Consider the following 13527-nt stretch of genomic DNA (forward strand, 5'->3'; position numbering starts at 1 on the left):
CGGCGTGACTGAAGAGTTTTGGCAATGTGCCATCAGCCAGCGTTATGCTTGCCGGGATTTTAATAGGGGTGTTGGATGAGCAAGATCAGTGTGTTGGTCGTGGACGATGCTTCGTTCATTCGTGACCTGGTGAAAAAGTGCCTGCGTAATTACTTCCCGGGGATCCGCACCGAGGACGCCGTCAACGGTAAAAAGGCTCAGGCCATGCTGGCCAAGGAAGCGTTCGACCTGGTCCTGTGCGACTGGGAAATGCCGGAAATGTCCGGTCTGGAACTGCTGACCTGGTGCCGTGAGCAAGACAATCTCAAGACCATGCCCTTCGTCATGGTCACCAGCCGTGGCGACAAGGAAAACGTCGTGCAGGCGATTCAGGCCGGCGTTTCCGGCTACGTCAGCAAACCGTTCACCAACGAGCAACTGCTGACCAAGGTCAAGCAGGCGTTGAACAAGGTCGGCAAACTCGACACCTTGATGAACAGCGCGCCAACCAAGATGAACTCGGCGTTCGGCAATGATTCCCTGAGCGCACTGACTGGCGGCAAAGCTGCTGTAGTCGGCGGCGCCCCGGCTGCTGCGGTGGTCAACCCGTTCGCCAAGCCTGTCGCTGCTGCCCCGGCACCTGCCGCCGCCCCGCAACGCGGCCTGCTGAACAGCCCGCCGGTCAAGGCACCTGTGCCCGCGTCGTCGCCAGCCAGCGGTCGCGGTCAGGGCCAACTGCGCCTGCCGAGCGGCACCCAGCAATGCGTGATCAAGGCCCTGAGCATCAAGGAAGCGCTGTTGGTGGTGAAACGCACCGACACCCTGCCACAGATCCTCGACAGCGCCGTGCTCGACCTGGAGCAAGGCGACAACGCCGAAATCGCCCGCCTCAACGGCTACCTGCACGCCATCGTCGCCTTCGAGCAGAAACCCGACAGCGACTGGCTGCAACTGACCTTCCGCTTCGTCGACCAGGACGCACAGAAGCTCGACTACATCTCCCGCCTGATCGCCCGCGGCACAGCGCAGAAGCACTTCGTTCCGGGCGCGTAATCTTCGTCGCCTGACAGTCCGCCATCGCCAGCAGGTCGAATCGTCGCACCGTGGCTCCCACATTGGAATGCATTTCAAATGTGGGATCCAGCCTGCTGGCGATGGGTCTCCCGTTATCCGAAAAGCCAGCTATACCGCGTATCTGATTTGATAGCTGGGCACTTGATTTATATCAACTACGATATAGCCTGCTATTAAGTGCTTTACTCTCTGCCATTCCTTGCAACACACCGAAGCGCCGAAAATCCCACTGCCTATTACGCTTTCGTTCTCAGTAATAGGAGAAGTCGATGCCAAGACACAAGGATGTGGTGTTTGTCGGGAGTGCGCTCAAGGATCTCAAAGCATTCCCGCTCGATGCCCGCAGGGCTGCTGGATTTCAGCTGGACCTGTTGCAGCAAGGAGAGGAACCCTTCGATTGGCGGCCTATGAAGACTGTTGGGCGAGGGGTGAATGAAATTAGAATCACCGAGGACTCAGGGGCGTTTCGAGTGTTTTATGTGGTCAATCGGCCTGACGCCATCTATGTGCTGCACGCCATGCACAAGACCACTCGCAAAACCGAAACGCGGGATATCGAACTGGCACGTGCCAGATATCAGGAAATAAGTTGAATCATGAAGGATCATCAAAACCCGCCGCAGCGCTTTTCCAGTATTTGGGACGCGCTGGAAGAAACTCCGCAGGAAGCGGCCAACATGCGTCTGCGAGCCAAGCTGATGCGCACGCTTTGCGCGACCATTCGGGCGTGGGAGCTCGCGCAGAAGGATGCGGCCAAGCGTCTTGGGATAACTCAGCCCAGGCTCAACGATATGCTCAACGGCAAGATTGATAAGTTTTCGCTGGATGCCTTGGTCAACCTTTCTGCGGCAGCGAGTCTGGAAGTAGACATCTGTTTCCCGGCTGCTGACTCGATGCAGATGGCTTGATCCTGTTCCCACAGGATGATCAGAAATCCTGTGGGAGCTGATTTGCTTGCGATGGGGCACCATCCATCTCCCGCTGTGTCAAATTTGAAACATCTCTCCACTACCCTGGACTGTCTCACCTGCTAGGCTCTTTTTCAGGCCTTACTCAGACAGAATCTTTGCCCATGCTCGCGCGCCTGCTGTTTTTCTGTGGTCTGTTCATGGCCTGCACCTCGGCTGTGGCCATGACTATCTACAAATCCACCGATGCCAACGGAGTGGTCTCGTACAGCGACCGTCCGAGCAAAGGCGCGAAGGTGTTCGTGTTTCAGGACCGCATGGTCGAGCGCCTTGAGCGTCAGGTGTATCTCGACATCAAGAAGCAGAAGGGCATGGACGTGGTGTTCGTGCGCAACGATCTGTATGCGCCGGTGGAGATTGCGCTGGCGTTCACCGGCCTGAGCAACGTGCGTGGTGTCCCGAAGCAAACCATTCGCCGGGTGCTGCCGGCGCGCAGCAACACACGGCTGGCGCTGCTGACGGCGATCACTGGCGGCAAGCCGTTGGTGTATAGCCCGCAATTCCAGTATTCGCTGGGCGACCCCGCAGGCGCCGCGCAGAGCTATCGCTATCCGCTACCGTGGCGTGGCGGGCCATTCCGTCTGAGTCAGGGCGCTGAGGGCCAGTACAGCCACTTCGGGCCGAAGAATCGCTATGCGATGGACATCGCCATGCCGGTCGGCACGCCGATCATTGCCGCGCGGGCAGGGGTGGTGGTGAAAACCGAGAACTCGCAGAGCGGGCGTGGCAGCGATCCATCGGGAAACTTCGTGCGGGTGCTGCACGACGACGGCACGATGGGCGTGTATCTGCATCTCAAGCAAGGGTCGGTGAGTGTGCGCGAGGGTCAGCGAGTAACGGTGGGCAGCGCGCTGGCGCTGTCAGGCAACACCGGCAACAGCAGCGGACCGCATCTGCACTTCGTGGTGCAGCGCAATACCGGGCTGGGGCTGGTGTCGATTCCGTATCAGTTCAACCAGCCACTGGGGGCATTGCCCAACTTTGCGTTGGGCAAGAAATAGCAACGATACGGCTCAAATGCAGAGGGCTTTTGTGGCGAGGGGATTTATCCCCGTTGGGTCGCGCAGCGGCCCTTAATTCTGTAATCGCACGCTGCCGGCCCATTTGCAGTCACAGTTTTTGGGACGGCTGCGCCGTCCAACGGGGATAAATCCCCTCGCCACAGAACCCCCCAAACTCCCGTCAATCCAGCATCAACACCTTGGCCAGTACGATTTTCGGACCTTTCATCTTCTTGATGATGATCCGCAGCCCTTCGACTTCCAGTACTTCCTCTTCTTCCGGCACCCGTTTCAGGGTTTCGTAGACCAGCCCGGCGAGGGTTTCGGCTTCGATGTGGTCGAGGTCCACGCCGAGCAGGCGCTCGACCTTGAACAGCGGCGTATCACCGCGTACCAGAAGCTTGCCCGGTTGATAGGCGAGGATCCCGCGCTCAGCCTTGCGGTGTTCGTCCTGAATGTCGCCGACCAGCACTTCCAGCACGTCTTCCATGGTCAGGTAGCCGATGATGTTGCCATCCGCCTCCTCAACCACGGCGAAGTGCGAGCCGCCCTTGCGGAACTGCTCCAGCAACTGCGACAGCGGCATGTGCCGCGATACGCGCTCCAGCGGGCGGGTCAGTTCAGCAAGGTTGAACGACTCGGGAATGTGATCCAGCGCGGCCAGTTCCAGCAGCAGATCCTTGATGTGCAGCAGGCCGACGAACTCCTGACGATCGCTGTCGTACACCGGATAACGGCTGAACTTGTGGCGACGGAACATCGCCAGGATTTCCTTCAGCGGTGCGTTGAACTCAAGCGTGATCAGGTCTTCACGGGAGTTGGCCCAGTCGACCACTTCCAGCTCGCCCATTTCCACCGCCGAAGCCAATACACGCATGCCTTGGTCGCTTGGATCCTGGCCACGGCTGGAGTGCAGGATCAGCTTGAGTTCTTCGCGGCTGTAATGGTGTTCGTGGTGCGGGCCGGGTTCACCCTGGCCGGCGATACGCAGGATCGCGTTGGCGCTGGCGTTGAGCAGGTAGATCGCCGGGTACATCGCCCAATAGAACAGGTACAGCGGCACGGCCGTCCACAGCGACAGCAGCTCGGGTTTGCGGATCGCCCACGACTTGGGTGCCAGCTCGCCGACCACGATGTGCAGGTACGAAATGACGAAGAACGCCGCGAAGAACGACACGCCTTTGATCACTTCGGGCGACTGCACGCCAACGCTTTCCAGCAGGGGCTCGAGAATGTGCGCGAACGCCGGCTCACCGACCCACCCGAGGCCCAGGGAGGCGAGGGTGATACCGAGCTGGCACGCCGAGAGGTACGCATCGAGCTGACTATGTACGGTGCGCAGGATATGCCCGCGCCAGCCGTTCTGTTCAGCGATGGCTTCGACCCGGGTCGAGCGCAGTTTGACCATGGCGAATTCCGCCGCAACGAAGAAGCCGTTGAGCAAAACCAGGATCAGAGCGAAAAGAATCATGCCGAAATCGGCGAATATCGTAGCGAGGGACAAGCCAGGGGAAGGGTCCATGATGGAGTTTTGCGGGTTCCGAGTAATTCAAAAGAGAGGTATTTCAGCGCCTGAAAGGCAGGCGCGAGTCAGCCAATGTAGCGGCTGACCGGCCGATTGCCTAGTGCCGCTCTACTCAGCGGCGCTGATCACTAGCGATTGCGCGACCTGCGCCGGGGCGAAATGGCAGGTGAAGGTGCTGCCGTGGCCCGGCACGCTGCTGATCTCCATGCGCGCGCGATGGCGCAGCAACACGTGTTTGACGATCGCCAGCCCGAGGCCAGTGCCGCCGGTGTTGGAGTTGCGGCTGGAGTCAACGCGGTAGAAGCGTTCGGTCAGGCGCGGCAGGTGTTTGCTGTCGATGCCGATCCCGGAATCCTGCACGCTCAGGTGCGCGCCCTGATCATCGCCCCACCAGCGAATGCGAATATTGCCCTCGGCCGGAGTGTACTTGACCGCGTTGAACACCAGATTGGAAAACGCACTGCGCAATTCCGCTTCGCTGCCCTTGAGCAGAATTCGCGGATCGGCTTCCAGCGTGATGTTCTGGTTTTTCTGCCCGGACAATTGCTGCGCATCGCTTTTGATCGATTGCAGCAAGCCCTCGATTGGCACTGGCTGGTTGTCCGACGGGTAATCCGTGGCTTCCAGTTTGGCCAGCAACAACAAGTCATTGAGCAGGGTCTGCATGCGTCCGCCCTGTTGCTGCATCTGCTGCAAGGCGCGGGTCCAGCGTGGGTTCACTTCTTCGACGTTGTCGAGCAGGGTTTCCAGATAGCCGCAGATCACCGTCAATGGCGTGCGTAGTTCGTGGGAAACGTTGGCGATGAAGTCTTTGCGCATCTGCTCAAGCTGATGAATACGCGTGACGTCGCGCACCAGCATCAAGTGTTCGTTGTTGCCGTAGCGGGTGATGTACAGCTGAATGCGCAGGCGATCGTTGGTCGGCGAAGGGATTTCCAGCGGCTCGGCGTAGCTGTCTTGCTCGAAATATTCCTTGAAGCGCGGATGGCGCACCAGGTTGGTCACCGGTTGGCCGCTGTCCTGCGGGGTCTTCAGGCCGAGCAGGGTTTCTGCGGCACGATTCCACCATTCGAGGTTGCCTTCGCTGTCGAGCATGATCACCGCGTCTTTCAGCGCGGCAGTCGATTCCTGAACCCGGTCGATCACCGCTTGCAGGCGCCCACGTACCCGTTGGTCGCGGCGTTGCAGGTGATAGATGCTGTCGAACACTTCGCCCCACAGACCGTAGCCGTCGGGCGGCGCTTCATCGGGTTGGTGCAGGCGCAGCCATTCGTGCAGGCGCAGCAGTTGCTTGAGCGTCCAGGCCAGATACAGGCCCAGACCTACCGCCAGACTCCAGCCGTAGAAACCGGTGATCAGGCCGATCACCAGGCAGGCGGTGACCAGCAGCAGCATGTGGCGAATCAGGGTGCCATGCCAGTTTTGATTCACGGAAAATACGGTCCTTGTCTGCGGGTCTGGGGCTTGGCTCAGGCCTTGGTGGAAAACCGGTAGCCAGTGCCGCGCACGGTTTGTACCAGACTTTCGTAGGCATCGCCGAGGGCTTTGCGCAGGCGGCGGATATGCACGTCGACGGTCCGTTCCTCGACATAGACATTGCCACCCCAGACCTGATCCAGCAACTGGCCACGGGTGTAGGCGCGTTCCTGGTGGGTCATGAAGAATTGCAGCAGACGATATTCGGTCGGGCCCATTTCGGCAGGTTTGCCGTCGATGGTCACGCGGTGGCTGATCGGGTCGAGCAGCAGGCCGCCGACTTCAATCGGCGCTTCACCATCGGTCGGGCCGGCGCGGCGCAGCACAGCTTTGAGGCGGGCAACCAGTTCACGCGGGGAAAACGGTTTGGTGATGTAGTCGTCGGCGCCGACTTCCAGACCCTGGATCTTGTTGTCCTCTTCGCCCTTGGCGGTGAGCATGATGATCGGGATATCCCCGGTCAGCTCGTCACGCTTGAGGCGTCGGGCCAGCTCGATGCCGGAGGTGCCTGGCAGCATCCAGTCGAGCAGGATCAGGTCCGGTTTGCGGTCGACAATGATGGCGTGCGCCTGCTGCGAGTTTTCCGCCTCGAGGCAGTCATAGCCGGCCATTTCCAACGCAACGGCGATCATTTCGCGAATGGGCGCTTCGTCGTCGACGATCAGAATGCTCCTGCCAACCATGCCTTAATCCTCTTGTCATTTAACTGTCTTGCGCCGCATTAGATAACGGAATTATTGCAGTCGTGTGACAGTATTTTCCTCCAGCGGCGATTGTGCAAATCCTCGACTAAGCTCTAAGTCCGAATCCTGACAACCACAAAAGAAGGTTTCCATGACTCAAATGACTGCTTCCTTCAAAGCATTGCTGATGGCCGCTGCGCTGACTTTGCCTGTATTTGCGATGGCGGCCGAACCGGCCATGATGAAAGACGGCATGATGGTCGATCACAAGGGCATGACCCTGTACACGTTCGACAAGGACAGTGGCGGCAAGTCGATGTGCAACGATGATTGCGCCAAGAACTGGCCACCGCTGATGGCCCCGGCGGACGCCAAGGCTGAAGGTAAATGGACGGTCATCAAACGCGACGACGGCATGATGCAATACGCCTACGACGGCAAACCGTTGTACACGTTCATGAAGGACACCAAACCGGGTGAGATGACCGGCGATAAAATGAAAAACATGTGGCACGTGGTTCGCGAATCGCAGAAATAACCACTCGTGTAGCGCAAATCTGCCCCGGTTTTGCGGGGCAGATTTCATTCAGCGCAGCGCGTAATCCAGCACAATCCCGACGAATATCGCCAGCCCGGCCCAGTGGTTGTGCAGAAAAGCCTTGAAGCAGCGCATGCGATCTTTGCCGCGGGTATACCAGAACTCCCAGGCAAAACAGCCGGCAGCTACCAGCAGGCCGAGGTGGAACCAGCCCCCCAGATCGAATTTCGATCCAGCCAGCAGCAGGCAACCCAAGGCCAGCGCCTGCAAGGTCAGGATGATTACCCGATCCGCCTCGCCGAACAGAATCGCCGTGGATTTCACCCCGATCTTCAAATCATCATCGCGATCGGTCATCGCGTAATAAGTGTCGTAACCCACCGTCCACAGCAGATTGGCGATCCACAGCAGCCAGGCGGCGGCGGGCAACTCGCCGGTCTCGGCGGTGAACGCCATCGGCATGCCCCAGGAAAACGCCGCGCCCAGCACCACTTGCGGGTAGTAGGTGTAGCGCTTCATGAATGGATAAGTGAAGGCCAGCGCCAAGCCGCCGAATGACAGCCAGATCGTCGCAGCGTTGGTACACAGCACCAGCAGGAAACTCACGCCCATCAGCAGCGCAAAGAACACCAGCGCCTCTTTCGAGCTGATTCTGCCGGCCGCCAGCGGTCGTTGCGCGGTGCGTTTGACGTGGCCATCGACCTTGCGATCCGCCCAGTCGTTGATCACGCAGCCACCGGCGCGGGTCAGCACCACGCCGAGCACGAAGATCACGATATTGGCCAGCGACGGCGAGCCTTTGCCCGCGATCCACAGCGCCCACAAGGTCGGCCATAACAGCAGATAGATGCCGATCGGCTTGTCCATCCGGGTCAGTTGCACAAAATCCCAGGCGCGCGGGTTCAAGCGATTCAGCGACTTGAGCAGGTTTTGGTACATCAGCAGTTCTCCGGGCAGGCGCGGGCGACTTCCCACAGGGTCGGCAGAAAAATCTCCGCCACCAGCACGCTCAGCGCGCCACGGTCGAAGCGCGAACGCCGGCCCCACAGACCTGTAGCGCGCGACGCTTGCGGCAACCATTGTTCGGGGTAGTGACAAACTTCAATAGCGCGGCGCACGAAGGCGTGATCGCAGAACAGCAGTTCACCCAGCGAGCGACTGCCCAGCTCATCCATGTGCAAACCATCGCCCTGCAAGGCACTGCGCGAGGCCACGCTGCGGGCGAACACCCAGGCATCGCCGTGGCCACGCAAATACACTTCGCGAACCCAGCCTTCGCTGCCTTCGGCCAAGTCCAGCGCCGCACATTCGTCGGCGCGCAGGGTCTGCCAGCCTTCGAACAACGGGGTGACGCTGAAGCCGTCATTCGACAGCCGGGTCAGACGCCGAGTCAGCGAGCCCTGGTCGAACAGCCAGTCCAGCGTCAACGGGTCGGGGAGGGGCGTCAGGCGGTTTTGCACAAGCCACAGCGGCGCCGGGCAGGAGGAATTTGTCTGTTGCACAATGAGTCATTATTGGCCGCAAATGAGGCGCCGAGCTTAACATGGCGATCCGCGATGTTGATTGATCCGGAGCGCAGTCGCGCCGATCAGGCTTGCATCTGCGCCGCCCGATCAGTACAAAACGCCCTGAGCCGGATGGCAGCGCTGCACCCATCGACCGTCTGCGCCGTAAAAAGCCTGAATCCTGAGGAAGTACCTGAATGAAGAAGTGGCAATGTGTGGTCTGCGGCCTGATTTATAACGAAGCCGACGGCTGGCCGGATGACGGCATCGCGCCGGGCACCTTGTGGCAGGACGTACCGGAAGACTGGCTGTGCCCGGACTGCGGCGTCGGCAAACTGGACTTCGAAATGATCGAAATCAACTAAGTTACCCAAAGGATCTAGCAATGAGCGCACCTGTAGTCATCATCGGCACCGGCCTTGCGGGTTACAACCTGGCCCGAGAGTTTCGCAAACTCGACAGCGAAACCCCGCTGCTGCTGATTACCGCAGATGACGGTCGTTCCTACTCCAAACCAATGCTCTCCACCGGTTTCGGCAAGAACAAGGACGCCGACGGCCTGAGCATGGCCGAACCCGGCGCCATGGCCGAGCAGTTGAAGGCCGAAGTGCGCACCCACACGCGCATCAGCGGTATCGATCCGGGCCACAAGCGTTTGTGGATAGGCGAGGAAGCGGTCAGCTACCGCGACCTGATTCTCGCCTGGGGCGCCGAAACCGTGCGCGTGCCAATTGAAGGTGACGGCGCGGAGCTGGTGTTCCCGATCAACGATCTCGAAGACTACGCGCGTTTTCGTGCTGCTGCGGCCGGCAAACGCCGAGTGCTGCTGCTCGGTGCCGGGCTGATTGGCTGCGAATTCGCCAACGACCTGATTCTCGGTGGCTACGAGGTACAACTGGTCGCGCCGTGCGAACAAGTCATGCCGACCTTGCTGCACCCTGCCGCTGCGGCCGCTTTGCAGGCCGGGCTGGAAAGCCTCGGTGCACGTTTCCACCTCGGCCCGGTGTTGACGCGTCTGCACAAAGTCGCCGATGGACTCGAAGCGCAGCTGTCCGACGGCCAGGTCATTGCCTGCGATGTGGTGGTCTCGGCCATCGGCCTGCGCCCGCGCATCGATCTGGCGGCGGCTGCCGGGATTCAGGTCAATCGCGGCGTGGTCGTTGACCGCCATCTGCAGACTTCCCACGCCAATATCTACGCCTTGGGCGACTGCGCCGAGGTCGATGGGCTGAATTTGTTGTACGTGATGCCCCTGATGAGCTGTGCGCGTGCGCTGGCGCAGACCCTCGCGGGAAATCCTGCGGCGGTCAGCTACGGGCCGATGCCGATCACTGTGAAAACTCCGGTCTGCCCGCTGGTGGTTTCGCCGCCGCCACGCGGTACCGAGGGCGTGTGGACGGTTGAAGGGCAGGACGGCGACATCAAAGTGCTGTGCCACGATGCACAGGGCCAATTGCTCGGTTATGCACTGACGGGTGCGGCGGTGCTGGAAAAACTCGCCCTGAACAAACAGCTTCCGGCACTGCTGGCGTAAATACCGGTCGTTCTGTCGGAATCACCCCGCTTTTGCCCCCACAAACGTCGCGGGGAGACTGGCGCCGCCCTTAAGCGCGTGCCATCCTCACTCCCGTCTGCCGCAGAGTAGAGCCTGCGGCGCCTTGGGCGCTGTTCCAACGAGAACAGCACGGACATAACAACAATAAACCGTCAAAGGGGCTTCACTAATGCGTAAACCAGAACTCGCCGCTGCAATCGCTGAAAAAGCAGATCTGACCAAAGAACAGGCCAACCGCGTACTTAACGCCGTTCTCGAAGAAATCACCGGCGCCCTGCACCGCAAGGACAGCGTGACGCTGGTAGGCTTCGGCACTTTCCTGCAACGCCATCGCGGTGCCCGCACCGGCAAAAACCCGCAAACCGGTGAGCCGGTGAAGATCAAGGCCAGCAACACCGTCGCCTTCAAGCCAGGCAAGTCGTTGAAAGACAGCGTCAATCCATAATTGCGCCGAACTCCCTGAATAACGGGGAGAACCGCAATAAAAAATGGGCATTCCGATTCAGTCGGATGCCCATTTTTTATGCTTCAAGGAAACTGCGGCTCAAGCGGAGAAGAAGTACCGCGTCAGGTGAAAGAAGATTGGTGCCGCGAAACAGATCGAGTCCATGCGGTCGAGCATGCCGCCGTGGCCCTTGATCATCGTGCCCCAGTCCTTGGCACTCAGGCTGCGCTTGATCGCCGACATGACCAGCCCGCCGAGGAAGCCCATCACCACGATCACCAGCGACATCAGCAACGATTCCCAGAAGCTGAACGGCGTCATCCAGAACATGCAGCCGCCGATCAACGTCGCGGACAAACCGCCGCCAACCAGACCTTCGACGGTTTTCGACGGGCTCACCAACGGCGCAACCTTGTGCTTGCCAAAGAGCTTGCCGAACACGTACTGCAACACGTCGCTCATCTGCACCACGAACACCAGATAGAACAGCAGCAACGCGTTCTGCCCGTGGAAACCTTGCAGATCCAGCAGCAACAGCGCGGGTGCGTGGCTGATGCAGTAGATGCAGATCATCACCCCCCACTGAATCTTCGCCGTGCGCTCGAGAAAGGCCTCGGTGTCCTGGCTAAGCACGGCAATTGCCGGCAGCAACAGGAACGCATACACCGGCACCAGCAAGGTGAACATCGAGTACCAGTGGCTGCCGATCAGCAGGTATTGCAGCGGGATCAGGATGAAAAACGCCGAGAACAGCGCGTTATGGTCGCCGCGTGCGGTAGGGGTCAGGGTGATGAACTCGCGCAGCGCAAACAGCGAGATAAACGCGAACAGCACCACCGTGGCATTCGGCCCAAGCAACCACGACACGAAGAAGATGATGACCATGCCCCACCAGGCATTCACGCGCTGGTTGAGGTTTTCAATGGTCGAGATCGAGCTCTCGGACGTCGCCCGCCGCGCCAGTACATAACCAACCAGCGAGGCCACGGCCAGCAGGCCGGCAATGGCCGCGAAGAACCAGAGGAATTTGGTTTCCAGACTCATTTCGACAACCTCACGATGGCGTCACGCGCGCGCTCCAGGAATGCTTGCTTGTCCTCATCGGCAATCCTTGGCAGTGGATCGCCGATGCGGATGGTGCAGATGATCGGCAGCGGCACATGCTTGCCTTTGGGCATCGAGCGATGCAGGTTTTCCAGGTAGATCGGTACCAGATCGACGTCCGGGAAGCTCTCGGCCAAACGGAAGATTCCCGATTTGAATTCTGCCGGCAGTGCCTGAGTCGAGCGCGTACCCTCAGGGAAAATGATGATCGAATGCCCGGCGCGGACCACGTCGAAAATCGGCTCCAGTACGTTCACACCCGGCGCTGGATTGCGCTCGATCAACACCGCGTTCAAACCCTTCTGCGAGATGTACGACAGGAAGCGGTTCTTGCCCCAGTAATCGGCGGCGGCCACCGGCTTCACATTACGACGCGCCTCGGGCGGCAGGGCGGCGATGATCGCCAGGGTGTCCATGTGGCTGGTGTGGTTGGCGTAGTAGATGCGCTGGCGGCTGAGGTCCGGCGGACTCTCCCAGCGCGCCGTGACGCCAATCAACAAGCGCAGCACTGAAATCAGCGCATTACTGATCCACATGAGCGTTCTCCTTCAACTGTCTGGAGATGGCCAGCGTGCGCGTTGCGCAAGTGGCTACCGAACCGATGGCAATGATCGTCAGCGCGATCAGCAATACATAGTGCGTCGCATAAAAACTCGTTTCGACCGCGTTCAACAGCAACCCGACGGTCATCAGCGCCATACGGTGTTGTTTGGCCATTGGCCCGATGAAACTCTGCTTGAGCCCGAGCGAACCGCCGAACACCCGCACATAAGCAGTAAGCGCCGCAGCCAGCGCAGCAAACCAACCCAGATCGGATTGGCCAATGGCGTAACCCAGCCCAACGATCAGCAGACTGTCTGCGACCCGATCGGGAAACTCGTTGTACAGACTGCCGATCGCCGACTGCTTGCCACCTTCAATCGCCACCATGCCATCGAACAGATTGCACAACAGCCGCAACTGAATGGCGACAGCGCAGCAGATCGAGCCGACCACGCCGTTGTCGATGTTCAGCGCCAGCGCGCCGAGCAGCGCAAAGACCATGCTCACCACGGAAATCTGATTCGGTGAGATGTCTCTGTTCACCAGTACTTCGGTGAAGCGCTTGGCCCAACCCGCCGAGCGCGTGTTGATGGGCCTTCTGTTTTCATCCATTTGCCAATGTCCATATCAATGATGAGCAATCGCCATCAAGTGACGGCGGGCGACAATATAAGGGCTTTCTTGTTCGGCAACGCTATTAAGTCAAGAAACAATTCGATGTAAGTACATTCGTCGGTAACTGTCAGATCATTTTCGAGAAAAGTGTTCTCTTTCGGTAAGTCTGTAAGTGTCCGCGACATGTGCGAGGCGGCCTGACGAAGCACTAGAGATTGTATGCAATATAAAATGGCATCAAATTGATGGCACTTTTCCCGATTGCTGCTGTCTTGCACGATTTGTTGATAGAAGCTCGTCGGTTTTAGGAATATTCCTACTTCTATTTCTTACCAGTGTTGTCATGATGTTGCCCGCCGTTGTGGAACGAACGTTCGAATTCATGGGGTTGCGAGACGCTCTAGCTCAAGGCTTGCGGAGGATTAGGCGAATTTGGTCAAATTCAAACGGGTATCGGGGAAAACCCTGCGCGATATAGGGCGATCTCCTACACACTCCAATGAACACTTCGTCTTG

Annotated in this window: 16 protein-coding genes; 8 read left to right on the forward strand and 8 right to left on the reverse strand. The window is 59.2% G+C overall.

What is annotated here, in order from left to right; translation table 11 throughout:
- Positions 1-75: 75 nt before the first annotated feature.
- The 4 genes from ACP7EE_RS03820 (at position 76) to ACP7EE_RS03835 (ending at position 3022) form a co-directional block, all read left to right on the forward strand.
- Positions 76-1032, forward strand: coding sequence for a response regulator (locus ACP7EE_RS03820; RefSeq protein ID WP_426203349.1), 957 nt, complete (start codon positions 76-78; stop codon positions 1030-1032).
- 290 nt (positions 1033-1322) lie between these two features.
- Positions 1323-1646: a type II toxin-antitoxin system RelE/ParE family toxin gene (locus ACP7EE_RS03825; RefSeq protein ID WP_426233608.1), complete on the forward strand. Its 324-nt coding sequence runs from the start codon at positions 1323-1325 to the stop codon at positions 1644-1646.
- A 3-nt stretch (positions 1647-1649) separates the two neighbouring features.
- Entirely contained in the window at positions 1650-1961 is a 312-nt protein-coding gene (locus ACP7EE_RS03830; RefSeq protein ID WP_426233610.1) for a helix-turn-helix domain-containing protein, read from the forward strand.
- Between the two features lie 164 nt (positions 1962-2125).
- A complete protein-coding gene (locus ACP7EE_RS03835; protein WP_426203346.1) occupies positions 2126-3022 on the forward strand; it encodes a peptidoglycan DD-metalloendopeptidase family protein in 897 nt (298 codons plus the stop codon).
- A 181-nt stretch (positions 3023-3203) separates the two neighbouring features.
- Here the strand turns inward: ACP7EE_RS03835 and ACP7EE_RS03840 are convergent, their stop codons facing one another.
- From ACP7EE_RS03840 to phoB, 3 genes are all read right to left on the reverse strand, one after another.
- Complete coding sequence (locus ACP7EE_RS03840) at positions 3204-4544, reverse strand: hemolysin family protein (RefSeq protein ID WP_426203344.1); 1341 nt, start codon at positions 4542-4544, stop codon at positions 3204-3206.
- 111 nt (positions 4545-4655) lie between these two features.
- The gene (gene phoR, locus ACP7EE_RS03845; protein WP_426233830.1) at positions 4656-5942 is read right to left on the reverse strand and encodes a phosphate regulon sensor histidine kinase PhoR; all 1287 of its coding nucleotides are present in this window, start codon (positions 5940-5942) and stop codon (positions 4656-4658) included.
- Between the two features lie 74 nt (positions 5943-6016).
- A complete protein-coding gene (gene phoB / locus ACP7EE_RS03850; protein ID WP_310844182.1) occupies positions 6017-6706 on the reverse strand; it encodes a phosphate regulon transcriptional regulator PhoB in 690 nt (229 codons plus the stop codon).
- Positions 6707-6857: 151 nt separating this feature from the next.
- Here phoB and ACP7EE_RS03855 point away from each other — a divergent pair, with 151 nt between their 5' ends.
- Positions 6858-7244 (forward strand): hypothetical protein, encoded by a 387-nt coding sequence (locus ACP7EE_RS03855; RefSeq protein ID WP_420649310.1) that lies wholly within the window; start codon positions 6858-6860, stop codon positions 7242-7244.
- Between the two features lie 48 nt (positions 7245-7292).
- Here ACP7EE_RS03855 and ubiA read toward each other — a convergent pair whose 3' ends face one another.
- Together ubiA and ACP7EE_RS03865 are read right to left on the reverse strand one after the other, a co-directional pair.
- On the reverse strand, positions 7293-8183 hold the full coding sequence (gene ubiA, locus ACP7EE_RS03860) for a 4-hydroxybenzoate octaprenyltransferase (protein WP_420649309.1): 891 nt from the start codon (positions 8181-8183) through the stop codon (positions 7293-7295).
- Positions 8183-8746, reverse strand: a complete 564-nt coding sequence (locus ACP7EE_RS03865; RefSeq protein WP_426233613.1) for a chorismate--pyruvate lyase family protein — start codon at positions 8744-8746, stop codon at positions 8183-8185. Before ACP7EE_RS03865 ends, ubiA begins: the two co-directional genes overlap by 1 nt.
- A gap of 200 nt (positions 8747-8946) precedes the next feature.
- On the opposite strand from ACP7EE_RS03865, the gene ACP7EE_RS03870 reads away from it, so the two are divergent.
- The 3 genes from ACP7EE_RS03870 (at position 8947) to ACP7EE_RS03880 (ending at position 10749) form a co-directional block, all read left to right on the forward strand.
- Positions 8947-9114, forward strand: coding sequence for a rubredoxin (locus ACP7EE_RS03870; RefSeq protein ID WP_034152097.1), 168 nt, complete (start codon positions 8947-8949; stop codon positions 9112-9114).
- A gap of 20 nt (positions 9115-9134) precedes the next feature.
- A complete protein-coding gene (locus ACP7EE_RS03875) occupies positions 9135-10283 on the forward strand; it encodes an NAD(P)/FAD-dependent oxidoreductase (RefSeq protein WP_426233615.1) in 1149 nt (382 codons plus the stop codon).
- 190 nt (positions 10284-10473) lie between these two features.
- Positions 10474-10749: an HU family DNA-binding protein gene (locus ACP7EE_RS03880; protein WP_003213368.1), complete on the forward strand. Its 276-nt coding sequence runs from the start codon at positions 10474-10476 to the stop codon at positions 10747-10749.
- Positions 10750-10848: 99 nt separating this feature from the next.
- Here the strand turns inward: ACP7EE_RS03880 and ACP7EE_RS03885 are convergent, their stop codons facing one another.
- The 3 genes from ACP7EE_RS03885 to ACP7EE_RS03895 are packed head-to-tail and all read right to left on the reverse strand — an operon-like array spanning position 10849 to position 13008.
- Positions 10849-11793 carry a phosphatidate cytidylyltransferase gene (locus tag ACP7EE_RS03885; RefSeq protein ID WP_420649306.1) on the reverse strand — a complete coding sequence of 315 codons (945 nt, stop codon included), beginning with the start codon at positions 11791-11793 and terminating at the stop codon, positions 10849-10851.
- Positions 11790-12389, reverse strand: a complete 600-nt coding sequence (locus ACP7EE_RS03890) for a lysophospholipid acyltransferase family protein (protein WP_420649305.1) — start codon at positions 12387-12389, stop codon at positions 11790-11792. The genes ACP7EE_RS03885 and ACP7EE_RS03890 overlap by 4 nt, the downstream gene beginning before the upstream one ends.
- Entirely contained in the window at positions 12376-13008 is a 633-nt protein-coding gene (locus tag ACP7EE_RS03895; RefSeq protein ID WP_426233617.1) for a CDP-alcohol phosphatidyltransferase family protein, read from the reverse strand. The genes ACP7EE_RS03890 and ACP7EE_RS03895 overlap by 14 nt, the downstream gene beginning before the upstream one ends.
- Positions 13009-13527: the final 519 nt, after the last annotated feature.

Origin of the sequence: Pseudomonas sp. TWP3-2, assembly GCF_049897765.1 — a bacterium.
GTDB lineage: Bacteria > Pseudomonadota > Gammaproteobacteria > Pseudomonadales > Pseudomonadaceae > Aquipseudomonas.

Coding starts and splice junctions, on each gene's coding strand:
- ACP7EE_RS03820 (WP_426203349.1), top strand. CDS start 76: ATGAGCAAGATCAGTGTGTTGGTCGTGGACGATGCTTCGTTCATTCGT.
- ACP7EE_RS03825 (WP_426233608.1), top strand. CDS start 1,323: ATGCCAAGACACAAGGATGTGGTGTTTGTCGGGAGTGCGCTCAAGGAT.
- ACP7EE_RS03830 (WP_426233610.1), top strand. CDS start 1,650: ATGAAGGATCATCAAAACCCGCCGCAGCGCTTTTCCAGTATTTGGGAC.
- ACP7EE_RS03835 (WP_426203346.1), top strand. CDS start 2,126: ATGCTCGCGCGCCTGCTGTTTTTCTGTGGTCTGTTCATGGCCTGCACC.
- ACP7EE_RS03840 (WP_426203344.1), bottom strand. CDS start 4,544: ATGGACCCTTCCCCTGGCTTGTCCCTCGCTACGATATTCGCCGATTTC.
- phoR (WP_426233830.1), bottom strand. CDS start 5,942: ATGCTGCTGCTGGTCACCGCCTGCCTGGTGATCGGCCTGATCACCGGT.
- phoB (WP_310844182.1), bottom strand. CDS start 6,706: ATGGTTGGCAGGAGCATTCTGATCGTCGACGACGAAGCGCCCATTCGC.
- ACP7EE_RS03855 (WP_420649310.1), top strand. CDS start 6,858: ATGACTCAAATGACTGCTTCCTTCAAAGCATTGCTGATGGCCGCTGCG.
- ubiA (WP_420649309.1), bottom strand. CDS start 8,183: ATGTACCAAAACCTGCTCAAGTCGCTGAATCGCTTGAACCCGCGCGCC.
- ACP7EE_RS03870 (WP_034152097.1), top strand. CDS start 8,947: ATGAAGAAGTGGCAATGTGTGGTCTGCGGCCTGATTTATAACGAAGCC.
- ACP7EE_RS03875 (WP_426233615.1), top strand. CDS start 9,135: ATGAGCGCACCTGTAGTCATCATCGGCACCGGCCTTGCGGGTTACAAC.
- ACP7EE_RS03880 (WP_003213368.1), top strand. CDS start 10,474: ATGCGTAAACCAGAACTCGCCGCTGCAATCGCTGAAAAAGCAGATCTG.
- ACP7EE_RS03885 (WP_420649306.1), bottom strand. CDS start 11,793: ATGAGTCTGGAAACCAAATTCCTCTGGTTCTTCGCGGCCATTGCCGGC.
- ACP7EE_RS03890 (WP_420649305.1), bottom strand. CDS start 12,389: ATGTGGATCAGTAATGCGCTGATTTCAGTGCTGCGCTTGTTGATTGGC.
- ACP7EE_RS03895 (WP_426233617.1), bottom strand. CDS start 13,008: ATGGATGAAAACAGAAGGCCCATCAACACGCGCTCGGCGGGTTGGGCC.